This window comes from Phytobacter cepae, from assembly GCF_054165735.1.
In genome coordinates, this window is sequence record NZ_CM135107.1 from 35798 (window position 1) to 61420 (window position 25623).

Sequence of the window (25623 nt, forward strand, 5' to 3'; positions counted from 1 at the left end):
CCTTGTTCAGTTACTGCCGACGGTTTCCGCCATCGGTGCGCTACTCTGCGCTTTTTGTTCTTCGGTTTTCATCAATGAGCGCTCATAAGCGCGCAGGAACGGCAGGTACATCAGGGCGGACATCACCATACAGATGAGGCACATCACTACCGGACTCAGCGCCCAGTTGGCAGCCCAGGAAGCACCGATAGGCGCAGGCGTGGTCCACGGCGTCAGCGAAACCACCTGTGCCAGCCAGCCCATGCGGGTCGCACCGTAAGCCAGTACGGCGTTCACCAGCGGGACGCAGACGAATGGCAGGAACAGCATTGGGTTCATGATGATCGGCGCGCCAAACAGAATCGGTTCGTTGATATTAAAGAAGCTCGGCACCACGCCCATTTTTCCGATGGTACGCAGATGCAGTACGCGGCTACGCAGCAGCAGGAAGGCCAGCGGCAGCGTCGAGCCTACGCCGCCAATCAGCAGGTAGTGATCCCAGAAACCTTGCAGATAGACGTGGGGCAGTGCTGCGCCAGCCGCCAGTGCTGCCTGGTTTGCAGAGAGGTTTGCCATCCAGAACGGGTTCATGATGCCGGTAACAATCAGCGAGCCGTGAATACCGGCAAACCAGAAGATTTGGCACAACAGAACAGACAGCAGAATCGCAGGCAGGGAGTCAGACGCCGAGACCAGCGGTTCCAGCAGGTGCATGATCGCCTGCGGCAGAATCATGCCAGTTTGTGCTTCAATAAACAGGTTAAGCGGGTGCAGCGTACCGATAATCACCAGTACCGGGATCAGGATTTCGAATGAACGTGCCACGCCGGTCGGGACTTCTTTCGGCAGCTTAATGGTCACGTTGTGCTGCTTGAGCCAGGCATAGACGCGGGCAGAGTAAATTGCCGTCAGCAGTGCGGTAAAGATGCCCTGGCCGGAGAGATACTGTGTGGAGATCTGCCCTTCATGGTAGGGTGCCGCAACCAGCAGGAAGGCCATAAATGCCAGTAAGCCGGTCATCACCGGATCCAGATTGAACTGGCGACCCAGGCTGGCGCCAATGCCCACCGAGATAAAGAACGTCATCACGCCCATGCTGAGGTTAAAAGGCAACATCAGTTGTTCACGGTACTGCGTGGAAAAATCCAGCCACCCACGCGCAAAACCGTTGGTGGTTTCCGGTGAGAACGGCGGGAAGATAAAGACCAGCATAAACGAGCCGATGATCATGAACGGCAGGGCGGCCGTGAAGCCATCGCGAATGGCGATAACGTACTTCTGCTGTCCGAGTTTGCCCGCCAGCGGGGTAATGGACTGCTCAATAACGCCAATCATTGACTGATATAACGAACTCATGGGTTCACCTTTTAGTGCGCCGCTTCGATCAGCGACAGGGCATAGTCCAGTACTTTATCGCCACGCTGCATCCCGTAGTCCATCGGATTGATGGGTTGCACTGGGATGCCGGCGGCAGCGGCCTTTTCTGACAGCGTGTTTAACATATATTTGACCTGCGGTCCGAGAAGCACGACCTGATATCGTGGAAATTGCGTATCAAACTCGGCAACGCCAAAGGCGTCGATCTCGACCGGTAAATTCCGCTCCTTCGCCTCATCCAACATTTTCCGCACCAGCAAGCTGGTGGACATCCCTGCGGAGCAACACAACATAATCCTGAACATCGTTACCATCCTCGAATGTAAAAAGTTATTGCGGAGACGATTGGATAACATATGGAAACCGGTTTCCATTTGATCGCAAGAGAAGTGTGATAGTCATCAAAATCTCGATGATATAAGGTCTTTTTTCTGGATTCAGGTCACGGAATTTAACGCTTTTTTGATAGCAAGTGAGTCCAAACGGAAAATCGGTTTCCATGAAAAAAAGAAAAGGATATACTTCGGATGGTTATATTATGAACCGTTGTGGTACTTGGTTTTTGCAGGCGCAATGAAGTCGTCTGTCAGGGGAGAAAGATGTCTACAATCAACGACGTATCGCGTTTAGCTGGGGTGTCCAAAGCCACAGTCTCACGGGTGTTGAGTGGTTCGCGCGGGGTCAAGGAAGCCAGTCGCCTCGCCGTATTAAAAGCCGTTGATGAGCTGAATTACCGGCCTAATGTTATCGCCCAGTCCTTACTGAGTCAGTCGACAGGGTGCATTGGCGTTATCTGCGCCCAGGAAAATATCAACCAGACAACGGGCTATCTCTACGCGCTGGAAAAACACCTCAGCCAGAGTCAAAAGCACCTGCTGCTGCGCTTTGCGAATACCAAAGCGGGTGTGATGAACGCGCTGGATGAACTGACCTGCGGCCTGTGCGACGACATCCTGATTATCGGTGCGCGTTTTCCGCTCGATATCAGCGACGACAATGTCATTCTGGTGGACTGTGCAGAATCGGATACGCCCAACAGTATTCAGTTTGATCACGCTTTTGCTGCCGAAACCGCGTGCAACTTCCTGATAAGCCAGGGCAGAAGACAAATCGCACTGATTCACCCGGATGCTCGCGGTTCTGCCGATCAGGTGCTGCTCGGTTATAAACACGCGCTGGAAAACAATTTCCTGCCGTTTAATCGCAATCTGATTTTCATGGACGATACCTCATCGTCCGTGGCGCTGCAGGTGCTGCTCAATAATGCCACCACCCTGAATTTCAATGCCTTGCTGGTGGCTGACGAACAGGAAGCCCAGCGGGTCATTCCGCAATTGCAGGCGTTCAATAAATCCGTGCCGGGGGACATCATGGTCTTCAGCCTCGCCGGTTCGTTGCATTTGCCGGGCATACCGAAAATACCGGCCATTGAGTACTCAATGGATGCCATGGCGGCGCGCATTGTGGCGTGGCTCAATGAAAAAACCAAAAGCGTGCTGGGTTCCTGCGTGGTACGCGGGGATTTAATTATTCCTGAGCGCTAACTCTGAAAAAAGCCTCCGCCTGGAGGCTTTTGTTTTCCGAATGCCGGCGCAAGCGCCTGTAGGCCTGGTAAGCGAAGCGCCAGCAGGCGTTCCAGCATCACTGACCAATAAATTCCACTGCAACCTGCCGGACCAGCCACACGCCATTATCTGCCTGAAAGAACTGATGCCCCTGCTCAAACATCGCGAGTGCATTAATTTCCAGGACAACCGGCGTACCGTAACGCTGCCCCACCTGAATCGCCACCTCCCGATCGGCAGAGAGATGCACATATTGTCGCGACTGCGGGGTCAGACCTTCGGCAAGAATCGAAGCAAGAAAACGACTGGCAGTGCCGTGGTACAAGGTGTCCGGCGGTCTTTTTTCGCTGAACGTTATATCGACTTTAGCCGTCGAGTGTCCCTGCACCGCGCGAATGCGCAGCCCGTCAGCGGAGAGCGCGAAGCGTTTTTTATCACTGCTTGCCACGACGGCTTCAATGAGGGGCTTATCCAACTGCTGCCCCTGGCTGGTCGCTCCCGCGATCAGCGTATCAATGCTCGCCCAGCCTTCGCTGTCCAGCTCAAGGCCAATCGCTTCTGGTTGATGACGGAGAACGTAGCTGAGAAATTTACTGACATCATTATGTTCTTTTTTCATCATGGCCATCCTTAGACTCACTTTTCAGTGAGGATACCACCTAAAAATTTTTTGCAAATATGCCCTAAATAATTAGAAGAATTGCGACGAGAATTTCAAAGCGCGAAAAATGCATAGGTGCGATCAATGAATTCGCTGACCGCTACTTTTGATAAACAGTTTTTCGGAAGAATAAAAAACGCAGAGTGTGATGAGACTCAAATATCTCATAAAGAGAAATCGGGGGCATGTATCGCCCCCGGCAAACAAGCCTTAAATAAAGGTAAACACCTCTTCGCGCGGCAGGCGGGATTTCGGCAGGGCGGCGTTGAAGTCTTTTTCGCTACGATAACCCAGCGACACCAGCACCACGCTGGTCAGCCCTTTTTCACGCAGGCCGAGGGATAGATCCAGCTCGCGCTGATCAAACCCTTCCATTGGTGTGGCATCGATACCGAGCATCGCTGCACCCAGCAGCAGCCCGCCGAGCGCCAGATACACTTGTTTTTCCATCCACTGCGGCACATCGCGGGACTCATAGCGGTGCATATCGACATAGGAGCGGCGGCTCTTATCCTGACCGGCCTGCGCACCGTCAGCCACGAAGCGGCCATCGCTGTTCTCCTGCGCGAGCACGTTTTGCAGGTGCTGTTCGGTAATGTCGGTGCGCATACACAGCGCAATCACATGGGACGCATTCAGCACTTTCGGTTCGTTGTAAATGAAGGCGCCGGTGGTGGATTTCGCCATCGCTGCGCGGCCTTCCGGGGTTGAGGCCACCACAAAATGCCACGGCTGGGAGTTCACCGAAGAAGGGCTGTTGTGCAGCACGTTCAGCAGCGTATCAATCAAATCCTGAGGCAGCGACTTACCGGGTTCAAACGCCTTCACCGTGTGACGGGCGACTACCGCATCATCTAAAGTCATCATCTTTCTCCTGGCGCAAAATGGAAATAAGGGGCGTGCCGCCCCGTCTGGTGGGTCGAGAATAAACGCAAATGACGACGAGATAAATTGCCCTAATCGAGCAGCACTTTCACATTTGCAGTGAAAATAACCGTGCTTCTACTGTCCGCTGCGCGTGTTTTCTGGCACAAAGAGGGCTACGTATATTTCGGCCCGGGAGCCGCCATGATTCGCCTTGAAGATGTCACGCTGTTTGTCCGTTCCGCGGCACTGGGCAGTTTTTCCAATGCAGCAAGAGAGGCAGGTTTGCTGCCAGGGCAGGTCAGTGCCGCCGTGCATCGGCTTGAGCGGGATCTCGATAAACGCCTGTTCGTGCGCTCTACCCGCAGCTTGCGCCTGACATCAGAAGGCGAGAAGTACCTGCCGTTTGCTCAGGAGATGCTCGCGGTGGTACAGGCGGGTGCAGAGAGCCTGCACAGCAGCGAAGATGACATCCAGGGAGAATTGCGCATGGCGGTGCCCTCGGATATCGGGCGTAACGTGCTGTTACCGCTCATCACCCGTTTTTGCGAACAGCACCCAAAAATTTCGCTGCGCTTATCGCTCTCGGATCAGATCAGTGATGTCTTTCGCGATCCGGTGGACATCGCTATCCGCTACGGTGTGCTGGATAACAGCAGCTACGTGGCCCTGCCGCTGGCGGAAGATAACCGGCGGGTGCTTGCCGCCTCACACGCCTATCTGGCCAGACACGGCAGGCCGCAGACCCTCGACGATATCGTTAACCACCACTGCCTGCTGTTCACCATGAACAGCCATGTTTATGACAAATGGAGCTTTGTGCAGGACGGCATGCGTCGTCAGCTGATCGTCAAAAGTCGGATGCTGTGTGATGACGCCGATGTCGCCCGTCGCTGGGCCATTGACGGCATGGGAATTGTTTATAAATCCTGGATTGATATCAGTGAGGATGTGCAGGCGGGGCGTCTGGAGGTACTGATACCCCAGCAGCCGGGTGAAGCGGCACCACTGAACCTGATTTGCCCACATCGTAAGCAGTTTTCTCCGGCGATTCGCCAGTTACACGGCGCGCTGCGCGAGCCTCTGCGTGCGATTACCGCGCAGCTCAGCACGCTGTCCGTATTCCGCTCGCCGCGCTAAAACCGGCGCTGCTTTTGCCTTCATTTTGCTATCGATAGCCGAAATTTGACGGTTAAAAAGCCACATTTTGCTAACCCTGGCCCTGATACCAGGCGACTATTGTATAACGCGAACAAAAGATCACGATTCCGGTTCAGTGATGATCCGGTTGAGTATTGTGGACCGGACAGGCAGGGAATGCCCGCTTCCGTCCACCATCTGAGAGGGCGTTGCGCATGACCTTACGAACACTGGGCACCACCGGTTTACAGATCCCCGCGCTGGTTTTTGGCGGTAACGTATTTGGCTGGACCGTGGATGAAAAGCAGAGTTTCAGCTTACTGGATGCGTTGCTGGAAAGAGGGCTAACGGCGATCGACACCGCCGATGTCTACTCCGCCTGGGCACCGGGCAATAAAGGCGGTGAATCAGAGACTATTATCGGTAAATGGCTGGCGGCCCATCCGGGCGCACGCGACAAAGTCACTCTGTTTACCAAAGTGGGTTCCGATCTCGGCGAACCGGGTAAAAAAGGGCTGTCTGCCCGCTGGATTACCGACGCGGTGGAAGACTCGCTGCGTCGTTTGCAAACTGATCATATCGATCTCTATTTCTCCCACTGGCCAGACAGCGAGACCCCCTACGAAGAGACCCTGGGTGCTTATGAAAAACTGCTGAAGGCCGGGAAAATTCGTGCCGTAGGCGGATCGAACCTGAATGCCGGGCAGCTACAGGCTTCTCTGACGGTGGCGGATGAAAAAGGATTACCGCGCTACCAGGTGTTGCAGCCGGAATACAATCTGTATGACCGCGAAAGTTTCGAAGGCGCACTTCAGGAGTTAACGGTGCGGGAAAACATTGGCGTGGTGACCTACTACAGCCTGGCGTCCGGGTTCCTCTCCGGTAAATACCGTAGCGAAAAAGATTTGAGCCAGAGCCAACGCGGTCAGGGTGTTGGTAAATACCTCAATGACCGTGGCTTCCGCATTCTGGATGCGCTGGACAAGGTGGCGGCAGCACACGATGTGAAACCGGCAGAAGTGGCGCTGGCATGGCTGATTGCCCAGCCAGGCGTGACCGCACCGATTGCCAGTGCGACCAAAATCCCGCAGGTGGACAGCTTCGTCACCGCGCTTTCCCTGACGCTCTCCGCCGATGAAATTGCGGCACTGAACCACGCAGGTAAATAAACTGGACGAGGCACCTGACCCCGCGTCAGGTGCCGTTTGCCGCTTACCGGCGGTACTGTTCGTCAGAGACCTGCTCAAGCCAGGTGACCGGGCTGCCGTTTTGCGACTCCGCAATGGCGATATGGGTCATGGCATTATCCGGGGTGGCCCCATGCCAGTGCTTCACCTCTTCCGGTATCCAGACAATATCGCCCTGGTTCATCTCCTGAATCTCCTCGCCTTCACACTGAATCCAGCCTTTACCGTGGGTGATGATCAGCGTCTGTCCAAGCGGGTGGGTGTGCCACGCCGTGCGCGCACCCGCTTCGAAGGTGACGGTCGCACCGCCAACGCGAGCAGGCGCATCGGCACTGAAGGGGGAATCAATACGCACACGGCCAGTGAAGTAATCTTTTGGGCCAGCGGCTGAGGGCACGGATGCACTGCGGGTAATCTTCATTTTTTCTCCAGAACGCAAACCAAGGGTCCTGATAAGCTTACGCAGCGTGGCGAGAATGGGTTAGTGGGTAAATCAGAAAGGACCTATGAGGCAAATTCATTAATACTTCAAATACCCGTCATACTTCAAGTCGCATGTGCGTTGGCTCTCCTCGCTCACCCCAGTCACTTACCAGAGTAAGCTCCTGGGGATTCGCTGCGTTGCCGCCTTCCTGCAACTCGAATTATTTAGGGTATATACTTTTTTACTTTCCCGTACGCCCCGGAATTGCCCGTGCTAAAAGAAAATTTTAATGATCTTATCGCCTTTCTGGTTGTTGCCGAAGAGCGCAGCTTTACCCGTGCCGCTGCCAAACTGGGCGTATCGCAGTCGGCGTTAAGCCATTCGATGCGTGGGCTGGAAGAGCGTATGGGCATCCGCTTGTTAACGCGTACCACTCGTAGCGTATCGCCCACCGAAGCGGGGGAGACGCTGCTGGAGCGCATCGGGCCACACTTTCGCGACATCGAAACCGAGCTCAACATACTCAAAGGGATGCGCGATGTCCCCGCCGGGAACATTCGTATTACGGCGGGGGAACATGCGGTGGATTCGGTGCTCTGGCCGGTGCTGAAGGATTTTCTCGTTCGCTGGCCCGATATCAACGTCGAAGTGACCGTCGATAACGCGCTGATGGACATCGTCACCCAGCGCTTTGATGCCGGTATTCGCCTTGGTGAGTCCGTCGCAAAAGACATGATTGCGATTCCCGTCAGTCCGCCAATGCGTATGGCGATTGTCGGGTCACCGGACTACTTTCGTCGTAATCCGCCACCCAAAACCCCGGCAGATCTACAACATCATCGCTGTATCAACATGCGGATGGCGACCCTCGGCGGCCTGTTGCCCTGGGAGTTCTCGAAAGACGGCAAGGAGTTGAAAGTACGGGTAGAAGGGCAGCTCACTATTAATGCGCTGCGCCATCGCATTGAAGCGGCGGTGTCCGGTGTGGGGTTGGTTTACCTGCCGGAAGATGCGGTGGCCGGGGAGATCGAACGCGGTGAGGTGGTCCGGGTGCTGGACGCCTGGTGCGAGCCATTCCCCGGTTATTATCTCTATTACCCCAGCCGACGGCAGCACACCACCTCCTTTTCGCTGTTTGTTGAGGCGATGCGCCTTAAGAACTAACGCGCGGGTACTGATTTTCTCCCTTTCCCCTTTGGGGAAAGGAATCCCCACAAAAAAATGCCAGCACGATCGGTCCCCTCGCCCCACTGATCTGAACCCCGAAACCTGGAATCCCAAACCAGTTTTTCGGAGGTTCTTATGAAGTACACATTCGACATTAAGCTGGCCGCCGTCCGGGCGTATGTGGAGGGCGGCAACAGCCTCACATCCACTGCACGCCAGTACGGCTGTCCCGAGCCCTCTCTTCGTGCCTGGGTCAGCGCTTACGGCTTTCATGGTGAGGCTGCACTTCGCCCCTCACGCCGTTCTTACTCCGATGATTTTCGCCTTCAGGTCATCCAGACCATGCAGCGTGAACATCTCTCTGTGCGAATGACGGCTGCACGGTTTAATATTCCTGATCACAAAACAGTCAGTAGCTGGGCCAGACGCGCAGCAAACGGACAGTTAGCGCCAGACAGTCACGAGGATAAACATATGATCCGTAAGCCATCACATCGCGGTAAACCGCCTGAGGAAATGACACCGGAACAACTGGTTGATGAAGTGCTTTACCTGCGTGCCGAAAAAGCTTATCTGGAAAAGCTGGACGCCCTGATGAAAGAAAAAGCGCAAAAGGGAAAGAAAAAGCCCTTATCGTCAGGGCACTGATCCCCGAACACCGGCTGTCCCGCTTGCTGGAAGCGGCTGAGCTTGCGCAAAGCACATGGTATGACCGGCAAAAGCGCGACGCACGTGTGGTCAGTCCGGATCCGATATGCGACCTCATTATGTCCACTGCTGTTCGCCATAAACGGCGCTACGGCTACCGGCGGGTGACAAATGAGCTGCAGGCGCAGGGCCACCGCATTAACCATAAAAAAGTGTCGAGGTTGATGAGAGAGCTGGACTGTCAGGCGCTGACACGCAGGAAGAAATACCGGAGCTGGCAGGGGGCCGCTGAACTGGAGCCCGTCGACAATCTGTTAAACAGGGACTTCAGCGCTGACACGTGGGGAGTGAAACTGGTAACCGATGTGACGGAGTTCCGGGTGGGCAACGCGAAACTGTATCTGTCTGTGGTAATGGACCTTTACAACAGGGAAATAGTGGCGGCCAATATGGCATCGCGTCCGGCGTATGTGCTGGCGGAAAAAATGCTGGATGCCCTGCTGAGTTCAGGCACTGTCAGACAGGGAGCGGTACTGCACAGCGATCAGGGCTGGATGTATCGGATGCGTCAATGGCGAAGCACGCTGGAGAAACACGGGCTCCACCAGAGCATGTCGCGACGGGGTAACTGTCTGGATAATGCGGCAATGGAGAGCTTCTTCGCGGTGCTGAAAACGGAGATGTTCTACGGAATAAGGTATGAAAACGTGTCGGAGCTGGAAACGGCGACAGGGAAATACATCCATTACTATAACCATGACAGAATAAAGATGGGACTGGGAGGGCTGAGCCCGGTAAATTACCGGACTCAGTGGCACGCTCAGACCTGAATCTGTTCCAGGTTATGGGGTTCAGATCACACCGGGGAGAGGGTCAGGGTGAGGGGGAAAATGCAGCTCTGATGGTTATTCCGTTCACCTTATGTTCCTTGCTTTTCTGTCACGCCAGAACCCGTGAACGTGCCAGGGTGGCTCGCCGCCGCCACCCTGGCGACCCGGGCTCCCGGCCAGGAAAATCGCCGCTGACGCGGTCCACTACGCGTATTCCTTCAGGCTAATCGGGGACGGGCGAAGGTAACGTCCGTGTAAAATCGCCCTCGCCGCGCATCCCTGCGCGTCGCCCCGGCCTTGCGGATACGCTTCGTCGATTTTCAGCCGGACCCTGTCATCGCGGTGACAGTTTTATTCTCATTGAGCAATGTTATCGCTGTAAAACGTGAGAGCCAGTGTGAGGAGAAATATCGGCATACTCACAACCGCGTCAGTGCCGCAAACGACGCCGCCAGACTATCAATCAGCGCCCTCACCGCAGGCGGCAGGCCCTTACGGGTGGTGAACACCAGGTGAACAATCCCCGGCACGCTGCGCCACGCCGGGAAAATCTGCACCAGTTCTCCACACTCCAGGGCGCGTTGACAATAGTGCTCCGGTAAAAAGGCGACGCCCAGACCCTCTTTCGCCGCACAGCGGACGGCAGAAAAATCACTACAGCTCATCACTGACGTATGGCGCAGTACCAGACTTTGCTTGTCGCTGTTTTCCAGCGGCCACTCGACTTCCAGATCGTCATCATTGGTACTGAGGGTGGGTAAATTATTCAGAGCAGCAATATCGTTCCCGGCACGGCGCGCCAGTTCCGGGCTGGCAACCAGAATCCGATGCGAGATGCCCAGGGTGCGCATAATCAGTTCCGCATCGCTGTTCAGCTGCGTACGCACGCGCAGGGCAACATCAATGCGCTCGTTAATCAAATCAACGGCCCGGTCAACGGCCACAATCTGTAGCCGCACCTTCGGGTAGCGGCGCATATAGGCCATTAAGGTGTCGGCCACCACTTCCACCATACCGGTCGGGCAACTGAAACGCACCAGACCATGTGGCTCAGCGTGAGCGTTGACGATCAGTGCTTCCGCCTGCTCCGCTTCCAGCAACATCGCCCGACAGCGCTGGTAAAAAGCCTCGCCCACCTCGGTAACGCGAAAGCGGCGGCTGGTGCGCTCAATCAGCCGCACGCCCAGACGTGACTCCAGCTCCGCCACCCGGCGGCTGAGCTTCGATTTGGGCTCATGCAAGGCCCTGCCTGCGGCGGCAAACCCGCCGTGGCGCACCACTTCGGCAAAATAGCGGTAGTCATTCAGGTCGGTACGCATCGTCTTTCCATCGTTCCATTCGTAGAACGATAGGTAGCATATTTGCTCTCTTTTTGCACCATCGTTCCACTGGTATCTTCATTATCACTCACCCAACGGAACAAACCGGAGCGTAAAATGAACAGATACAGCAATAAAGTGGTCGTGGTAACAGGTGGCACCAGCGGTATTGGCCTGGCAACAGCAAAAGCGTTCGTGAATGAAGGCGCGCAAGTTTTCATTACCGGCCGTCGTCAGGAAGCGCTGGACAAAGCGGTGCAGGAGATTGGCGGCAGCGTGGTCGGCGTGCGGGGCGATATGGGTAAACTGGGCGATATCGACCACCTGTACGACGTGATTCAACAGCAGCACGGGCAGATCGATGTGCTGGTGGCAAACGCCGGTGGCGGTGACTTTGCCGCACTGGGCGAAATTACCGAGCAGCACTACGAACAGACCTTTAACACCAACGTGAAAGGCGTGCTCTTTACGGTACAAAAAGCCCTGCCGCTGCTGAAAGACGGCGCTTCCATCGTGATGACCGCCTCCACCACCAGTGTCAAAGGCACCCCAGGATTTAGCGTTTACTCGGCGACCAAAGCAGCAGTGCGTAACTTCGCGCGTAGCTGGATTCTGGATCTCAAACCGCGCCGTATTCGCGTTAACGCCGTCAGCCCGGGCCTGACCGACACCGCCGGTCTGAATGAACTCTTCGGCGGCGGTGAACAGGCGGAAGGCACCAAATCCTGGCTTTCCGAGCAGGTCCCGTCAGGGCGCATTGGTCGACCGTCTGAAGTTGCCAGCGCGGTGCTGTTCCTTGCCTCCGATGACGCAAGTTATATCAACGGCATCGAACTGTTCGTCGACGGCGGCCTGGCACAGATTTGATGAAGAAACTGCCCCGTGTTGGCTGTGTGAAATACGGGGCAACTCGTGTCAGGTTGGCGAATAATTTAAGCCGGGTTTGGAACACATCAAATCAAGGAAATGGTTTTTATAAAATCCCAAACAATCCCTTATGCCTTAAACGCATAAGCATTCCTGGTATATCTAGATACGTCCCGAATTACCTCGTGGTAGACTCCATCTCATTAATATAGTTTATGTCGTTTAACTTATTACAACTGAAAATAATAATTTCAGGGAAGGTGACGTGTGCCTGATTGGTTGTCTTTAGCGCTCGATTCATTTTGGCCGATGCTGTACGCCGGACTGACGTTTACTATTCCCTTAACGCTTATTACTTTTGTTCTCGGGTTAATTCTTGGGTTTATTGTTGCATTAATTCGCTTATATGGACCTGCGCCGCTGAAAAGTCTGGTGCGCTTTTATGTCTGGATTATTCGCGGCACACCTTTATTGGTGCAACTGTTCCTTATTTTCTATGCGCTGCCTAATGCCGGTATCACCCTGGATGCGTTCCCGTCCGCAGTGATTGGTTTTACGCTGAATATCGGCGCATACACCTCAGAAGTGATCCGCGCCACGCTGCTGTCCGTGCCGAAAGGGCAGTGGGAAGCGGCGCACTCTATCAGCATGAGCTGGAGCCAGTCGCTGCGCCATATCATCCTGCCGCAGGCTGCACGCGTCGCGGTGCCACCGCTTTCCAATACCTTTATTTCTCTGGTGAAAGACACCTCGCTGGCCTCGGTCATTACCGTGCCGGAGATGTTCCTCGCCGCCCAGCGTATTGCCGCGGTAACCTACCAGCCATTAATTTTGTATACCGAAGCCGCCATTCTTTATTTACTGATCAGCTCTGTTTTATCGTATTTACAGTCGCGTCTGGAAGTTCGCTTAGAAAGAAATACCGTGGTGAAGGAAAATTATAATGATAACACTCTCCGGACTTGAGAAAAGCTTTGGCTCGCAAAAAGTCTTACACGATATTTCTCTTTCCCTGCCGGAAGGGAGCGTCACGGCATTAATTGGCCCTTCCGGTAGTGGCAAGAGCACACTATTACGCTGTGTGAATTTGCTGGAAATACCGCAGGCCGGAACGGTACAAATCGGTAGTGAAGATATTTCATTTAACGGCCACGTTAAAACAAAGAAAAAAGATATTCGGCGTATTTGCCAGCAGACCGGGATGGTCTTTCAGAATTTCCAGTTATTCCCGCATTTAACGGTGCTGGAAAACATCATGCGTGGGCTGGTGGTGGTGCAAAAATGGCCAGTCGCAAGAGCGACCGCTCGCGCTGAAGAGTTGCTGACCAAAGTCGGCATGTTGCATAAGCGCGATGCGTGGCCTGCCATGCTTTCCGGTGGTCAGCAACAGCGTGTGGCCATTGCCCGTGCGCTGGCCCCTTCGCCCAAAGTCCTCCTTTGCGACGAGCCCACCTCGGCACTCGACCCTGAGCTGTCGCTGGAAGTGGTTGCTGTCCTGCGCCAGCTTGCGCAGGAAGGTACCACCATGTTGATGGCGACCCATGACTTACGCCTGGCGGCGAATATTGCCAATCAGGTGGTCTTTCTGGAGTCCGGGCACATTGTGGAGAGTGGCACCTCAAAGGCCATTTTCACCCAGGCGAAAAAAACGCGAACGCAGCTGTTTATTTCCACCCTGACCGACACGCTTCCCGATTCCTGGGAAATTTAAAACAACAACACGGCATTCACTATTTAGGAGTTAATGATGAAAGTATTCGCGACTGCACTACTGGCGACCGCCATTCAACTGAGTGCCTCTCATGCGGCCTTTGCCGCTGACGATCTGGCCAGCATCAAGTCTGCCGGGGTGTTTAAAATCGGTACCGAAGGCACCTATCCGCCGTTCACCTACCATGATGCCTCCGGCAAACTGGTGGGGTTTGACGTGGAGATCGGCCAGGAAATTGCCAAACGTATCGGCGTGAAGGTAGAGTTTGTTGAAAGTAAATGGGATGGCCTGGTGGCCGGACTGGATGCCAAACGTTATGACGCGGTAATTAACCAGGTCTCTATTACCCCTGAACGAAAGGCAAAATTCGATTTCTCCGAGCCGTATATCTCCTCTAAAGCGGTGCTGATCGTCAACAGTAATAACACGGCGATCAAAACGTTTGACGATCTGAAAGGGAAGAAATCTGCCCATACCCTGACCAGTAACTATGCGCAACTGGCGCGTAAATACGGTGCCGAAGTAGTGGGAACCGATGGCTTCGATCAATCCGTTTCACTGGTTGCGCAAGGCCGTGCCGATGCCACCATCAACGACAACCTGTCGTTCCTCGACTTCAAAAAGCACAAGCCGGATGCGCCAGTGAAAATTGTGGCGTCGCAAAGCGATGCAGAACAGGTTGGGGTGCTGATTCGTAAAGACAACGCAGCGTTGCAGCAGTCGATCAACAAGGCGCTGGAGAGCATTAAATCTGACGGGACTTACCAGAAAATCTCCAACACCTATTTTGGCACGGACGTCTCAAAATAAGCCGCTCCCCCGCTGTCATGGCGGGGAGCCTTTTCGAGGCTAATGAAGAAGACAGGCAAACTTTTGCGGGATAAAAAAGGCGGCAGTCGTTCAGGAGGGTGGAGTCCAGACTGCCGCCAAACAGGCACTGCGGTTACTGCGCTTTTTCTCTTATTATCATTGCAAGGATAAGGAAGACGACCACGAAGGCGATGATGAAGTTAAAGCCGGTGGCGATACCGTAGCTGTCAGATATCTGACCAATCACTGAACCTGCCAGCGCGCCGCCGAAGCCTGAGGCGACATAAATCAGCCCCATCACCGAACCGCTTTTGGTGGTTAAACGGGTAGCAATGGCCGCCGCCGTTGGGAACAGCACCGACATGGCAAATCCGAACAACATAAACAGATAGACGAACTCGACGGCCAGCATCCGGCTGACGATGATGGAGGCCAGCGACAGCACTGAGAACCAGATTAATGTCCTGCGCTCGCCCAGCTTCAGAGTGATAAATCCGCCGATCACGCGTCCAATGGTAAACAGGCCCGCAAAGGAAGAGATCACATAAGCGGCTTTGGCGGCTTTGCCGGCGGCATCCAGCCCGTCGATATCCAGCGCGGCATAGAAAATTGGGAAGAAATTCAGGAATGCGGCTTCGGCGGCCACGTAGAACAGCAAAAACGCGATAACAATCATCACATCTTTCTGCCCCAGCAGCTGCACAAAGTCACCGACCTGCATGGAAGACTGGGCCCTGTTTTCTAATTTCAGGGTGCTCAACACCAGTACCAGTACTGCCACAATCACGGCGATGCCGACATAGAAGCTGCGCCATGAGACGCTGTTGGCGAACAATTGGTGCAAAATCAGCGGGGTCACAATCATCCCGACGCCGAACATCGCATTCGAGATGTTGAACATCATCCCGGCTTTTTCTTTATAGAACGTCGGAATGACGGTCACGATCGATACCATCATTGAGCCAATTCCCAGGCCGATAACCAGATAGAAACCGAAGAACAGCGCGACCGTGTAGGCCAGGCTGGTCCCCATCAGGCCGACTATCATCAGCAATGAGCCAATCAGCATCATCACCTTGAGGCCTTTTTTATCGGTCAGGTAGCCGGTCAGTAAACTGGAGATCAGGAAGCCAATCTGGAATAGCGTGATAAGCGTACCCACCTGGCCCAAATTGAGGTCGATGCTGTGTTGTACCTGTTCGAGAATCAGCCCTTTGGTGTTTTGAATGCCGCCCAGTAAAAACATGGTCATAAACAGCAGGAAAAAGACCTTCCACTTCTGCGCGTTAGTCATTGTTCAGCTCCTTTGTTTTTTTCTTCCTCGCCGATAGCGTCAAACAGCGCCTGGTCGGCCCATCCATAGCAGTAATAAAGCAGGTCGTCGCAGGCACTCGCTTTGGCTGCGTGCACGGCGTCAAGCAGTTCATCGGGCGGTAAATTCCACATCTGAATACCGCTGAAGATAAAGGTGCCCGGCTGAGAAAGTTGCCGCACCCGATCGTTTTGTTCTTTGACGAAACGAATCGGGAAACCAGATCGTTTGAAGTCGGCGTAGGTCAGGTCGTAGGGCAGGTCGAACAGTTTTTTCACAGCCGAGAAGGCCAGCTCCTGGGTGTCTTCATCGCCGGCGAAGAAATTAACCAGCCCCTGCACATCCGCGCCCCCACCCAGCTTGTGATAGGGAAAATGTTTGAGCGTATCCGCGTGGCGGGTCAACGCGTGGTAGTCCTGACCGAGGATCCAGCTCCAGGCTGGCGGCCAGAGATCGAGCCAGAAATGGATGTCGCCAATGTTCTCTTTGGCCTGTTTCAGGATGCGTTCAACCAGCCCGGTGACGCTCTGCTGGCGAAAGGCAATCCAGCGGGCGATAAGCGGGTTGTTGCGAAATGCCTCGACCGGCACATCGAAATTGCCGTCTGCAAGCGCATCGGAGAGGGTTTCCAGCTCCGCTTTTACCGCTTGCGGGTCAATCCCCTGTTCCTTCATGGCGTTCTGGCAGTGTGGGCAGAAGCAGGTGAACAGTCCGGCCGGGTTGACCTCTTTGCCCGCCCAGTCCGGGAAGCGAATGCGGTCAATCAGGAAGGTGTCATACCCATATCTTTCCTTGATGCGGCTGAAGGTTTTTTGCCAGTAATCCGCGACGTCCGGCGCGTTCGGGCACAGCCAATATTTAATAATCCGCCCACGGTAATCAATGACGTGGTTACTTTTTACATCTCCGGCAAAGTCGCCATTCAGAATATTGACCCACGGAATGACCTTGAAACGTGTGCCTTCGGTGGCGTGCTTCACGGCTAACAGAGGGTCATCTCCGGCGAGGACGCCAGGATCGATACTTTGCTGGATACGTGCGTCGCCACTGTAAATATTGACGTGCAACATGCCGTTACCCATCACCGAATCGTGAACCGGGTTGTGCGGCAAGACGCCTGTCGGGTAGGGATTGCGCTCGAAAATGGTATTGAGCTCGACGAAGAGATGTTCAACACTCTGCATGCCGTCAATGCGCTGCAGAATAGCGTCCATGCCTTCGTCCAGAATATCGTGCGGGTGTAAGTGGATTCCTGCCATCCTATTCTCCTTGTTAATTCACCAGCATTATTAAAGTTGTGTTTCTGGAATAAATTCGATTGAGGGGTACAGCGTTGAAAGCGCCAGAATAGCAATGCCGTGAAGCGGGGCTTTCTCCCGAAGTTCTGATAATTCAACCGTAACGTGCATATTGGTCGACAATTGCCTGTCGAGAATCGCCTGTACCCGTGGCAGGAAATAATTCGCTGCATGGGTAACGCCCCCGGTTAAAATTACTTTTTGCAAATTCGCTATAGCGGCGAGATTAATAATGCCCATCGCCAGATAATCGGCCATTTCGTCAATCAGCGCGCAGGCGAGCGGATCGTTCTGCTCAACGTTCTGAATGATCTGCTCTAATGTCATCGGCTGGCGTAGCAGCGTCATGGCGCGTTCACTCAGACCTGAACCCGAACAGTAACTTTCAAAACAGCCTTTATTTCGCCAGTCCTGAAAGAGCTGTTCACGGCCAAAAATCATATAGCCAATTTCGCCGGCTGCGTTATTCGCCCCGCGAATGATTTTACCGTCAATAAGCAGGGCTGAACCCAGCCCGGTACCAATACCGATCAGGGCGGCACTGCTGATATCACGGCATTTTCCACACCACATTTCGCCGACCAGCGCCGCCCGAATGTCGTTTTCCAGTACCACCGGAATATAGAGACTCCGCGTGAGCGCGTCAGCGAGGGCAAGATTGCCCCAGTCGGGCAGATTGGGGGAACCTTCCAGTACCACGCCGCTGCTGATATCAATAATCCCAGGCGTTGCGAGACCAATGACGCTTACCCGGCTCCTGTCCACGCCGCTTTCACGAATAAAGCTGGCCACACCGTTGATCAATTGCTCAATAAAGGTGTCCCGATCGCTGGTTTTCCATGTGGCTTCACGCTTCTCATATAAGATTTCGGCGTCCAGGTTGAAGATGGAATAGGTGATTTTGGTTCCGCCTAAATCAATCCCCACCCCCAGTCTGGCAAAGGGGTCAAAATTAAGCAGGATGCCTTTTCTGCCCTGTCCGGTTTGCTCGCTGACACCGCCCTCATAAATGGTGCCTTCCTGAATTAAGCCGCTAATAATGTCAGAAATCGTGGCTTTGGTTATGCCGCTTATTTTGGCCACCTGCGCTCTGGATAGCGGCCCATGCTGGCGAATAATATTTACCACCAGCGTGGCGTTCATCTGCCTTAAGGTATTGGGAATGCCTGCATTCATCATGAATACTCTTTTCGTTTGCTTTCCATACTTAATCAAGAAAATGAATCTTCCCTGATGTCCTTTTTTGCGTATTTATTGCCTGGGATGCACAGCTTGTAAAGCTATTTTGCTTATTTAGTTTGTATTCCATACTAATTTATTGAGGTCGGTCACATGCTTAAATTGTGAATTTTTGAGTTATTTGTTTTATGAATTAAATGAAAGGATGGTTGAGGTTTGCTTTATATTTCTTTTGTGAATGCATTTAAGGGGGGATTGTTTTTTAATATTCGCCAGAAAAATAAATATTAACGATCTTCTTTGGTGTGCCAGAGATCGACGATATAAATATCGCCATCCTTTAGTTCATAGTGAACTTCATAATCGTCAAAAAGGATTTTGCGCACTTCACGAGGTTCATATCGGATTTGCATCACCCCTAAGGCCGGATGCATAGCAAGTTTCTGCACTCCCTCAATCAAACGATCCAGGACAGCATTCGCATGGAGGCGGTTATACTGGCATGCGAAACGATAAATCCGTTCCAGGTCATCCTTAGCCTTACGTGTCCAGTAGATTTCCATGCATTACTCTTTTTTCAATGTTGCCGCAAAATCCATTATTTCTGAATGACGTACGATACGACCCGTTTCTACGTCTGCAAGGCCTGTCAAGATTTCCTGATGTCGACGTTCTCTTTCGGCCAACATGGATGTCAATGCTTCCTTGATTATCCAGCTTTTAGACCGGTCTAACTCTTCAGCCATTCTCTCCACTGCCTGAGCAAGTTCGATAGGGATTTGTGCACTGATAGTCTGTTTCATCGATGAGGGCATCGCTTTTCTCCCTTAATAAAAGTTATTAACTTTTATTAAGATTAGCATGGGTGCGTTTTTAAGGCAGCATTAAAGCAAACTGAAGGATTAACTGAGGGCGTTGAAGAGCGTGTAAAGTTTGCCCCGGCACGACTGACCGGGGCAGGGCAAGCTTACATCACCATACTCGCCAGCAAAATAAACAGCAGACCGCAGATCGAGAGCAGCGTGGACATCAACGTCCATGACAGCAACGTCTCTTTGGTGGTCAAACCGAAGAAGTCCTTAATCATCCAGAAACTGGCATCATTCACATGAGAACAGATGCAGGAGCCTGCGCCTGTCGCGAGGGTGATCAGCGCCAGATTGATGTTTGGATGCGACGCCAGTAAGGGGATAACCAACCCGGCGGTGGAGATCGCCGCCACGGTGGCTGACCCCAGGCAAATCCTCAGGAACGCGGCTACTCCCCACGCCATCAGGATGGGGTTAATGTCCATACCCGCCACCAGCGTGGAAATATACTGCCCGACGCCTGAATCAATCAGCACCTGCTTGAACGCACCGCCACCGCCGATGATCAACAGCAAACCGGCAATCCCGGCAATGGCTTTGCTGCATGAATCCATCAGTTCAGCAATGGTTTTCCCACGGCCCACGCCCATGGTATAGAGGGCAAAGAGCAGCGAAATCAGCATTGCAATGGTGGAGTTCCCCAAAAACAGGAACAGATTGTAGAGCGCGCCCGGGTCACCGGCACCTTTCGGGCGAACCATCTGCATAACGGTCACCAGCGCCATCAAAATTACCGGCAGCATGGCAGTTAAGAAGCTGATACCAAAGCCCGGCATTTCGCTCTCGGTAAAGCTTTTGCTGGCGCCGAGAGAGGCAATATTGCCCTCTTTTTTAAACGCCTCGGGGATTAACCGCTGGCACACTTTATTCAGCAACGGGCCACACAAAATAAAGGTCGGGATGCCCACGATAATGCCGTAAATCAATACCATCCCGACATCCGCACCATATTCACGGGCGATCACGGTCGGGCCGGGATGCGGAGGCAGAAAACCGTGTGCCACCAGCAAACCGGAGAGCATCGGCACGCACATGTACATCGGCGAGATTTTCGCTTCCCGGGCGATGGCGAACAAAATCGGCACCAGCAGAATCAAGCCGACTTCGAAAAATAGAGCAATCCCGACGATAAACGCCGAACAGACAACCGCCCAGTCGAGCTTTTTCGCGCCGAAATATTTCAGCATGGTAAGGGCAATCCGTTGCGCGCCCCCAGCATCGGATAATAATCGTCCGAGCATGACACCGAAGCCAAAGATTAAACCAATATGGCCGAGCGTACCGCCGAGGCCAGACTCCACCGAGGCGACCACTTTATGCAGCCCCATGCCACTGGCGATGGCAACGCCGATAGAGACAATGATTAACGAAACAAAGGTATTTAATTTAATTCTTATGGTTAAAAGCAGGAGTACAGCAATACCTGCCACGACAATGAATAGTGGCATAAAGTCCTCTCATTTTCGGATACAGATGTGGGGTGTCACGCGGCCAAACCGGCCGCGCTAATGAACATATGTATTAATTGTTATCTCTGTTATTCAGGGCTTATTTAAATGCGCCCATAGTGCTTCACTGATTTTATTAACGTCGTAAATACAGCCACGCCAGGTGCCGCCGCTCACGGCCTGAAGCATCGCCCAGAGGTGGGTGTCGTCCGGTAATGCCGGGTCAGGCATTAAATCCGGGTGGCTGCTTCGGTTATTTAACATCGCAGTGGCTTCTTCTCGTGAAGGCAATATATCGTCAGTGCTGGAACCTAAGAAATTCACCTCCCCCTGGAGTTGTTTGCAATCAATTTTAATTTCGACAATATCCCCGGTGCGTAATTTACCAATCGGGCCGCCCGCTAATGCTTCTGGCCCCACGTGGCCGATACAGGCGCCGGTCGACACGCCGGAGAAACGGGCATCGGTAATCAGCGACACCTGTTTACCCCAGGAGAGATGCTTCAACGCACTGGTCACCTGATAGGTCTCTTCCATGCCTGTCCCGGACGGGCCGACGCCGATGATAACCAGGATATCGCCCGCTTTGATCTTGTCGTGTTTGATGTCGTAAATCGCTGTTTTTTCTGAAAGATAAACTTTCACCGCCCCTTTATGGTAATAGACGCCTTCTTTATTAATGACTGACGCATCGATGGCAGTTGATTTAATCACTGAACCTTCCGGTGCGATGTTGCCCACCGGGAAGGTAATGGTCGAGGTGAGGCCGCGCTTCGCCGCTTGCGCAGGCGACATGATCACCTCCTCCGGCTCCACCTGCTCCTGTTCGCGAAGCAGGGCTTTAAACGTCTGGCGACGCTCAGACTGTTCCCACCAGTCGAGGTTCTCCTTAAGCGTATTGCCGGTGACGGTCATAACCTCTTCATGTAGCAAGCCGAGGCTGCGCAGGTGAAGCATGACTTCCGGCACGCCACCGGCCATGAAGACGTTCACCGTTGGGTGATAAACCGGGCCGTTAGGCATCACGCTGACCAGACGCGGCACCTGTTTATTGATGCGGATCCAGTCCTCCACGGTCGGAATATGGCACCCGGCCTGGTGAGCAATGGCCGGAATGTGCAGCAGCAGGTTGGTGGAACCACCAAAGGCCGCATGCACCATCATCGCGTTCTCAATGGCTTTATCCGTCAGGATATCTTTGGTGGTGATGCCTTTCTGATTGAGCAACAGCGCGGCGCGTGCGGAGGCGCGGGCAATCTCCTGCCATACCGGCTCGCCGGACGGGGCCAGCGCTGAATGGGGGATCGCCAGCCCTAACCCTTCGGCCACCACCTGGGAGGTGCCCGCCGTACCAAGGAACTGGCAGCCGCCGCCGGAGGACGCGCACGCCTGACAGCCCGCGCGACGTGCGCCCTGTAAAGACAATTCACCGTTGGCAAAGCGCGCGCCGATGGTCTGCACTTTGCCGTTATCTTCACCGTTGCGTGCCGGAAGGGTGGCACCGCCTGGAATCAGCACGGTGGCTTTGTCATGCTGAGACGCGAGCGCCATCATGGTGGCGGGCAGCCCTTTGTCACAGGTCGCCACACCGATCACTGCTTTGGCGTCTGGCAGAGAGCGAATCAGGCGGCGCATCACCATCGACGCATCGTTGCGGTACGGCAGGGAGTCGAACATTCCCGTGGTGCCCTGCGTGCGACCATCACACGGGTCGGACACGTACACCGCATAAGGCAGCGCATGGTGACTTTTGATCACCTCGGCCGCGGCTTTCATCTGGATATCCAGCTCATAGTGACCCTGGTGAAGCGCCAGCGCGATCGGTTTTCCGTCCGCACCGCGTAGCCCGCCGAGCGTGCTCAGCAGCAGAATGCCATCGCGATTAAGCGCGTCCGGCGACCAGCCCATTCCGGCATTCATCGTCATGCCAAAAATATCGCCGCTCGGGCGGTTTATCAGCATTTCCGGGGTCAGGGGCAGCTCCCCCTGCGGCCCTTCCGCATGGGTTCTGACCCGGTAAATATCCCGGTTGTCGTTATCAAAAATGGTGCGAACAGACATGGTGTTCCCCCTTATGATTTTAAAATTCCCTGAGTGGCTAACAGTTCACGAACCTGACTTCTGGCCTCTTCAGATGCCTCCAGGATTGGCGGCAGGCAGTAGGTATTGACCGGCAGTCCCACGCATTGCATGGCATATTTGATGAGTGAGACAAACGGGGTTTCCAGCGCATAAATCGACGGCAGCTGGAGCAGTTTTTTATTGAGCGTCGCTGCGGTGGCGAGATCGTTCTGTTGCCAGGCGCGGTAGATGCCAACGGATAAGTCCGGGGCAAAATTGGCGCTGGCGGTGATCGCCCCATCGCCACCGAGCAGGAGCGTGTTGAGTAAGTGGTCGTCGTAGCCGCAGAACACCGAGAAGCCCGGGCGCACCGCTTTAACGGTATTGATCATCGTGCGCAGGTGGCCGACGCTATCGATGGTGTCTTTAATGCCCACAATGTTGTCATTCGCCAGCACCAGGCGTTTTACGATGGCAGGCGTCAAATCCTGGCCGGTGAGGTCCGGGAAGTTATAAATGATGACCGGCAGGCTGACGCTACGGGCGATTTGCTGGTAGTAATCGTCGAGATTGCGCGGGGCCACTTTCCAGTAATAGGGGTTGATGGCAACAATCCCGTCTGCGCCGCAGGCTTCAGCGTGGCGCGCCAGTTTGACCGCTTCATCCGTGGAGGTTGAGCCCACGCCAATCAGCACCGGCACGCGCTTGTCGACGATGGCGACGGCGGTTTCGGCCAGGGCCATTCTCTGAGCGGCATTCATCTGGCTGAATTCGCCGCCGGTGCCCAGATAAAACAGCCCGTCGACCCCTTTTTGAATCAGGAAATCGGCAACGGCTTTCATCGCGGTTTTGTCGATATTGCCGTCACGGTCAAAGGTGCTGGAAACCGGGGGAATAATGCCACTGAATTTTTTCATTACATCAATTTCCTTTTCTTAAATAAGCGTTTTCATTCCTGTATCCCAGCCCATACGATATTTGCGCGGCACACTGGCGGAGCAAATCGAGATAACCATCGACCTTATTTCCTGAATACACCACCGGATCGCCCGACAGTGAGATCGCATAATTAACCCGGTTATACATATTGAAGACCGGCATACTCAGACATACCGCACCATAGGTCGATTCTTCGTTATCTATGGCCCAACCTCTCAGACGCGTTTTTTGCAACTCGTCACGAAATAGCTTCTTATCCGTGAAGGTATTGCGTGTGTGTTGAGTGAGTGTTAACGCATCCAAAAAATAATTCATCTCCTCTGGGGATTTCCATGCCAGTAAGGCTTTACCCAACGCGGTGATGTGTAACTCTAATTTCTTGCCAATCCAGCTTTTCTTTGTGGGCACAGAGCCGGGGCTTTCGACTTTATCCAGATAAATGGCGTAACAATCTTCGATAGCGCCTAAATGGCAGACCAGCCCGCTTTGTTGCGATAATTCCTGCATCGGCCGTTTGGTCACTTCAAATATGTTTTTCCGGTGTAACGCCTGGCAGCCCAATTCATAATTCTTAATGCCGAGCGAATACTGGTTGCGTTCGCTTTTAGTTAAAAAGCCGCATGCCACCATTACACTTAATAAATTCAGCAAGCTGCTTTTTGGATACTGGAATTCGCGCAGTAACTCCATAAACGTTGCCGCACCCACATAAGCAATGTAAGTAAGAATCTTTTCTGCCCGAATAACTGAATGACATCCTTTACCGCCCATAAACGGCTCCCTTTTTCTGTTGATAAAATTCTATCTGCCGCGCAGGGCGGAAAATATATCTGGTTCAACAGGCTGAACCGAGTTAGGGCGGGGAAACGTGATCTGTGGCGAGGTTTTGACTAATCTTTTGAAGGAAAGGGATGGCGCTTGTTTGCGAAAATTCTCACCCTGCTTTAAGGAACGTCACCTTTGCGGCACAACGCAACGGCACACAAAATAGGCGGATATTGCGGATAACTGTGACCTTGTCCGCCCAAAAACGCCATTTAGCACGTTATCGATTAGGAAAATCCTGGCACTATGCATTCCGGACCTGATGAGACTGCGGCACATTCATTGGGGAGAGGACTATCTGCGAATGGAATATGCGGCGTGTGGTCCGCAGGGGAAAAAAGCGCAGAACGAAGGGCCTGGCTGGGGTGTTACCACGGCGGTATGATGCCCCTCTGGCGGTGGAAGCGCTGTTACCGCTTTCGCCGTCGCTCGGCTACACATCGCCTGAAAGCCCCCTTAATCAGCTTATTGTCACCTCAGACACCTTTCTGGCCTGGGCCTGGCGTCGTCATCTTTTTGTTGATAAACGCACGGCGGCATTTTTGTCGCTGGAGGCTGCCCATTACCGTCTGAACGACAGCAATCTCATCTCACTGATTGTCGACATGGAAAGCCTGACCACCAGCCGATTCGTGGCTCTTGAGACGCTGCGCGGCTGTCGCATGGCGAAAAATGGGCTGCGTATTTTTCTGCTGATTTCTCAGCAGGACCCGCCCATGAGCCGGTTTTTGCGTGCCGCCGGGCCGTTTGAGCTGCTGATGCGCACGCTGCCGGTACAGGCGCTCAGAGAGGCGGTGCTGATGCCGCCGGTGCCGGAAACCGTCACGCGCTTCACGGCCCTGGAATGGCAACTGATTGGCCGCCTGGCACAAGGGCAGACGCTTAAAAACGTGGCCAGAGAGCTCCATCTTCCCTACCATCGCGCGGTTTATCGCATCACCACCCTGTCGCAGCATCTGGGGCTACCTGGCCGCCAGTCTCTTACGCAGCTCCTGCATCGACTGACGCTTGATGTAAATCATTAAGGCGCAACGGATGAGTTGTTACTCTCCCGCAGCATAAGAAACTACTTAATTCTTATAAATTTTAGGAAGTTAAGTTACATGTAGTTAACAATTATAACTATTCCTGGAGGGGGTTCTC

At 53.7% G+C, this 25623-nt stretch carries 26 protein-coding genes; 11 read left to right on the forward strand and 15 right to left on the reverse strand.

The features are described 5' to 3' along the window. Positions 1 to 6: 6 nt before the first annotated feature. Complete coding sequence (locus ACUY4Q_RS00180) at positions 7 to 1335, reverse strand: PTS sugar transporter subunit IIC (protein ID WP_458045156.1); 1329 nt, start codon at positions 1333 to 1335, stop codon at positions 7 to 9. 11 nt (positions 1336 to 1346) lie between these two features. Next, a complete protein-coding gene (locus ACUY4Q_RS00185) occupies positions 1347 to 1661 on the reverse strand; it encodes a PTS sugar transporter subunit IIB (RefSeq protein WP_458045157.1) in 315 nt (104 codons plus the stop codon). 294 nt (positions 1662 to 1955) lie between these two features. Between ACUY4Q_RS00185 and ACUY4Q_RS00190 the strand changes: the two genes are divergently transcribed. Next, entirely contained in the window at positions 1956 to 2900 is a 945-nt protein-coding gene (locus ACUY4Q_RS00190; RefSeq protein ID WP_458045158.1) for a LacI family DNA-binding transcriptional regulator, read from the forward strand. 97 nt (positions 2901 to 2997) lie between these two features. Here the strand turns inward: ACUY4Q_RS00190 and ACUY4Q_RS00195 are convergent, their stop codons facing one another. Together ACUY4Q_RS00195 and nfsB are read right to left on the reverse strand one after the other, a co-directional pair. After that, complete coding sequence (locus tag ACUY4Q_RS00195) at positions 2998 to 3540, reverse strand: RNA 2'-phosphotransferase (RefSeq protein ID WP_458047437.1); 543 nt, start codon at positions 3538 to 3540, stop codon at positions 2998 to 3000. A 252-nt stretch (positions 3541 to 3792) separates the two neighbouring features. Continuing rightward, a complete protein-coding gene (nfsB, locus tag ACUY4Q_RS00200) occupies positions 3793 to 4446 on the reverse strand; it encodes an oxygen-insensitive NAD(P)H nitroreductase (protein WP_458047438.1) in 654 nt (217 codons plus the stop codon). 204 nt (positions 4447 to 4650) lie between these two features. Here nfsB and ACUY4Q_RS00205 point away from each other — a divergent pair, with 204 nt between their 5' ends. Beyond that, positions 4651 to 5586, forward strand: coding sequence for a LysR family transcriptional regulator (locus ACUY4Q_RS00205; protein ID WP_458045159.1), 936 nt, complete (start codon positions 4651 to 4653; stop codon positions 5584 to 5586). 215 nt (positions 5587 to 5801) lie between these two features. Beyond that, entirely contained in the window at positions 5802 to 6755 is a 954-nt protein-coding gene (locus tag ACUY4Q_RS00210) for an aldo/keto reductase (RefSeq protein WP_458045160.1), read from the forward strand. Positions 6756 to 6798: 43 nt separating this feature from the next. Here ACUY4Q_RS00210 and ACUY4Q_RS00215 read toward each other — a convergent pair whose 3' ends face one another. Beyond that, positions 6799 to 7194, reverse strand: a complete 396-nt coding sequence (locus tag ACUY4Q_RS00215) for a (R)-mandelonitrile lyase (protein ID WP_458045161.1) — start codon at positions 7192 to 7194, stop codon at positions 6799 to 6801. Positions 7195 to 7467: 273 nt separating this feature from the next. Between ACUY4Q_RS00215 and ACUY4Q_RS00220 the strand changes: the two genes are divergently transcribed. The 3 genes from ACUY4Q_RS00220 (at position 7468) to ACUY4Q_RS00230 (ending at position 9842) form a co-directional block, all read left to right on the forward strand. Beyond that, complete coding sequence (locus ACUY4Q_RS00220; protein WP_458045162.1) at positions 7468 to 8361, forward strand: LysR family transcriptional regulator; 894 nt, start codon at positions 7468 to 7470, stop codon at positions 8359 to 8361. A gap of 138 nt (positions 8362 to 8499) precedes the next feature. After that, the gene (locus ACUY4Q_RS00225) at positions 8500 to 9012 is read left to right on the forward strand and encodes a helix-turn-helix domain-containing protein (RefSeq protein ID WP_072042734.1); all 513 of its coding nucleotides are present in this window, start codon (positions 8500 to 8502) and stop codon (positions 9010 to 9012) included. Positions 9013 to 9026: 14 nt separating this feature from the next. Continuing rightward, positions 9027 to 9842 (forward strand): IS3 family transposase, encoded by an 816-nt coding sequence (locus ACUY4Q_RS00230; RefSeq protein WP_458047302.1) that lies wholly within the window; start codon positions 9027 to 9029, stop codon positions 9840 to 9842. Positions 9843 to 10261: 419 nt separating this feature from the next. On the opposite strand, the gene ACUY4Q_RS00235 is transcribed toward ACUY4Q_RS00230, so the two are convergent. Next, positions 10262 to 11161: a LysR family transcriptional regulator gene (locus ACUY4Q_RS00235; RefSeq protein ID WP_458045163.1), complete on the reverse strand. Its 900-nt coding sequence runs from the start codon at positions 11159 to 11161 to the stop codon at positions 10262 to 10264. Positions 11162 to 11278: 117 nt separating this feature from the next. On the opposite strand from ACUY4Q_RS00235, the gene ACUY4Q_RS00240 reads away from it, so the two are divergent. From ACUY4Q_RS00240 to ACUY4Q_RS00255, 4 genes are all read left to right on the forward strand, one after another. Next, on the forward strand, positions 11279 to 12028 hold the full coding sequence (locus tag ACUY4Q_RS00240) for an SDR family NAD(P)-dependent oxidoreductase (protein WP_458045164.1): 750 nt from the start codon (positions 11279 to 11281) through the stop codon (positions 12026 to 12028). Positions 12029 to 12295: 267 nt separating this feature from the next. After that, on the forward strand, positions 12296 to 12994 hold the full coding sequence (locus tag ACUY4Q_RS00245) for an amino acid ABC transporter permease (RefSeq protein WP_458045165.1): 699 nt from the start codon (positions 12296 to 12298) through the stop codon (positions 12992 to 12994). Further along, positions 12972 to 13739, forward strand: a complete 768-nt coding sequence (locus tag ACUY4Q_RS00250) for an amino acid ABC transporter ATP-binding protein (protein WP_458045166.1) — start codon at positions 12972 to 12974, stop codon at positions 13737 to 13739. Before ACUY4Q_RS00245 ends, ACUY4Q_RS00250 begins: the two co-directional genes overlap by 23 nt. Positions 13740 to 13775: 36 nt before the next feature. Continuing rightward, positions 13776 to 14549 carry an amino acid ABC transporter substrate-binding protein gene (locus tag ACUY4Q_RS00255; protein WP_458047439.1) on the forward strand — a complete coding sequence of 258 codons (774 nt, stop codon included), beginning with the start codon at positions 13776 to 13778 and terminating at the stop codon, positions 14547 to 14549. A 133-nt stretch (positions 14550 to 14682) separates the two neighbouring features. On the opposite strand, the gene ACUY4Q_RS00260 is transcribed toward ACUY4Q_RS00255, so the two are convergent. The 9 genes from ACUY4Q_RS00260 to ACUY4Q_RS00300 form a co-directional block, all read right to left on the reverse strand. Further along, the gene (locus ACUY4Q_RS00260) at positions 14683 to 15843 is read right to left on the reverse strand and encodes an MFS transporter (protein WP_458045167.1); all 1161 of its coding nucleotides are present in this window, start codon (positions 15841 to 15843) and stop codon (positions 14683 to 14685) included. After that, complete coding sequence (locus tag ACUY4Q_RS00265; protein WP_458045168.1) at positions 15840 to 17120, reverse strand: hypothetical protein; 1281 nt, start codon at positions 17118 to 17120, stop codon at positions 15840 to 15842. Before ACUY4Q_RS00265 ends, ACUY4Q_RS00260 begins: the two co-directional genes overlap by 4 nt. 30 nt (positions 17121 to 17150) lie before the next feature. Further along, positions 17151 to 18338 carry an ROK family protein gene (locus ACUY4Q_RS00270; RefSeq protein ID WP_458045169.1) on the reverse strand — a complete coding sequence of 396 codons (1188 nt, stop codon included), beginning with the start codon at positions 18336 to 18338 and terminating at the stop codon, positions 17151 to 17153. Positions 18339 to 18625: 287 nt separating this feature from the next. Continuing rightward, positions 18626 to 18901: a type II toxin-antitoxin system RelE/ParE family toxin gene (locus tag ACUY4Q_RS00275; RefSeq protein WP_458045170.1), complete on the reverse strand. Its 276-nt coding sequence runs from the start codon at positions 18899 to 18901 to the stop codon at positions 18626 to 18628. A 3-nt stretch (positions 18902 to 18904) separates the two neighbouring features. Continuing rightward, a complete protein-coding gene (locus tag ACUY4Q_RS00280) occupies positions 18905 to 19153 on the reverse strand; it encodes a CopG family ribbon-helix-helix protein (RefSeq protein WP_458045171.1) in 249 nt (82 codons plus the stop codon). Positions 19154 to 19305: 152 nt separating this feature from the next. Further along, a complete protein-coding gene (locus ACUY4Q_RS00285) occupies positions 19306 to 20655 on the reverse strand; it encodes a GntP family permease (RefSeq protein ID WP_458045172.1) in 1350 nt (449 codons plus the stop codon). A gap of 93 nt (positions 20656 to 20748) precedes the next feature. Continuing rightward, complete coding sequence (locus ACUY4Q_RS00290) at positions 20749 to 22716, reverse strand: YjhG/YagF family D-xylonate dehydratase (RefSeq protein WP_458045173.1); 1968 nt, start codon at positions 22714 to 22716, stop codon at positions 20749 to 20751. Positions 22717 to 22727: 11 nt separating this feature from the next. After that, positions 22728 to 23633, reverse strand: coding sequence for a dihydrodipicolinate synthase family protein (locus ACUY4Q_RS00295; protein WP_458045174.1), 906 nt, complete (start codon positions 23631 to 23633; stop codon positions 22728 to 22730). 4 nt (positions 23634 to 23637) lie between these two features. Next, a complete protein-coding gene (locus ACUY4Q_RS00300; protein ID WP_458045175.1) occupies positions 23638 to 24426 on the reverse strand; it encodes an IclR family transcriptional regulator in 789 nt (262 codons plus the stop codon). Positions 24427 to 24800: 374 nt separating this feature from the next. Here ACUY4Q_RS00300 and ACUY4Q_RS00305 point away from each other — a divergent pair, with 374 nt between their 5' ends. Beyond that, positions 24801 to 25505, forward strand: coding sequence for a fimbria biosynthesis regulator FimY (locus ACUY4Q_RS00305; protein ID WP_458045176.1), 705 nt, complete (start codon positions 24801 to 24803; stop codon positions 25503 to 25505). Positions 25506 to 25623 lie beyond the last annotated feature (118 nt).

Bases quoted from the DNA above. Each gene is read 5' to 3' on its own strand.
- ACUY4Q_RS00180 (WP_458045156.1), bottom strand. From the start codon at position 1,335: ATGAGTTCGTTATATCAGTCAATGATTGGCGTTATTGAGCAGTCCATT.
- ACUY4Q_RS00185 (WP_458045157.1), bottom strand. From the start codon at position 1,661: ATGTTCAGGATTATGTTGTGTTGCTCCGCAGGGATGTCCACCAGCTTG.
- ACUY4Q_RS00190 (WP_458045158.1), top strand. From the start codon at position 1,956: ATGTCTACAATCAACGACGTATCGCGTTTAGCTGGGGTGTCCAAAGCC.
- ACUY4Q_RS00195 (WP_458047437.1), bottom strand. From the start codon at position 3,540: ATGAAAAAAGAACATAATGATGTCAGTAAATTTCTCAGCTACGTTCTC.
- nfsB (WP_458047438.1), bottom strand. From the start codon at position 4,446: ATGACTTTAGATGATGCGGTAGTCGCCCGTCACACGGTGAAGGCGTTT.
- ACUY4Q_RS00205 (WP_458045159.1), top strand. From the start codon at position 4,651: ATGATTCGCCTTGAAGATGTCACGCTGTTTGTCCGTTCCGCGGCACTG.
- ACUY4Q_RS00210 (WP_458045160.1), top strand. From the start codon at position 5,802: ATGACCTTACGAACACTGGGCACCACCGGTTTACAGATCCCCGCGCTG.
- ACUY4Q_RS00215 (WP_458045161.1), bottom strand. From the start codon at position 7,194: ATGAAGATTACCCGCAGTGCATCCGTGCCCTCAGCCGCTGGCCCAAAA.
- ACUY4Q_RS00225 (WP_072042734.1), top strand. From the start codon at position 8,500: ATGAAGTACACATTCGACATTAAGCTGGCCGCCGTCCGGGCGTATGTG.
- ACUY4Q_RS00235 (WP_458045163.1), bottom strand. From the start codon at position 11,161: ATGCGTACCGACCTGAATGACTACCGCTATTTTGCCGAAGTGGTGCGC.
- ACUY4Q_RS00240 (WP_458045164.1), top strand. From the start codon at position 11,279: ATGAACAGATACAGCAATAAAGTGGTCGTGGTAACAGGTGGCACCAGC.
- ACUY4Q_RS00250 (WP_458045166.1), top strand. From the start codon at position 12,972: ATGATAACACTCTCCGGACTTGAGAAAAGCTTTGGCTCGCAAAAAGTC.
- ACUY4Q_RS00255 (WP_458047439.1), top strand. From the start codon at position 13,776: ATGAAAGTATTCGCGACTGCACTACTGGCGACCGCCATTCAACTGAGT.
- ACUY4Q_RS00260 (WP_458045167.1), bottom strand. From the start codon at position 15,843: ATGACTAACGCGCAGAAGTGGAAGGTCTTTTTCCTGCTGTTTATGACC.
- ACUY4Q_RS00265 (WP_458045168.1), bottom strand. From the start codon at position 17,120: ATGGCAGGAATCCACTTACACCCGCACGATATTCTGGACGAAGGCATG.
- ACUY4Q_RS00270 (WP_458045169.1), bottom strand. From the start codon at position 18,338: ATGATGAATGCAGGCATTCCCAATACCTTAAGGCAGATGAACGCCACG.
- ACUY4Q_RS00275 (WP_458045170.1), bottom strand. From the start codon at position 18,901: ATGGAAATCTACTGGACACGTAAGGCTAAGGATGACCTGGAACGGATT.
- ACUY4Q_RS00280 (WP_458045171.1), bottom strand. From the start codon at position 19,153: ATGCCCTCATCGATGAAACAGACTATCAGTGCACAAATCCCTATCGAA.
- ACUY4Q_RS00285 (WP_458045172.1), bottom strand. From the start codon at position 20,655: ATGCCACTATTCATTGTCGTGGCAGGTATTGCTGTACTCCTGCTTTTA.
- ACUY4Q_RS00290 (WP_458045173.1), bottom strand. From the start codon at position 22,716: ATGTCTGTTCGCACCATTTTTGATAACGACAACCGGGATATTTACCGG.
- ACUY4Q_RS00295 (WP_458045174.1), bottom strand. From the start codon at position 23,633: ATGAAAAAATTCAGTGGCATTATTCCCCCGGTTTCCAGCACCTTTGAC.
- ACUY4Q_RS00300 (WP_458045175.1), bottom strand. From the start codon at position 24,426: ATGGGCGGTAAAGGATGTCATTCAGTTATTCGGGCAGAAAAGATTCTT.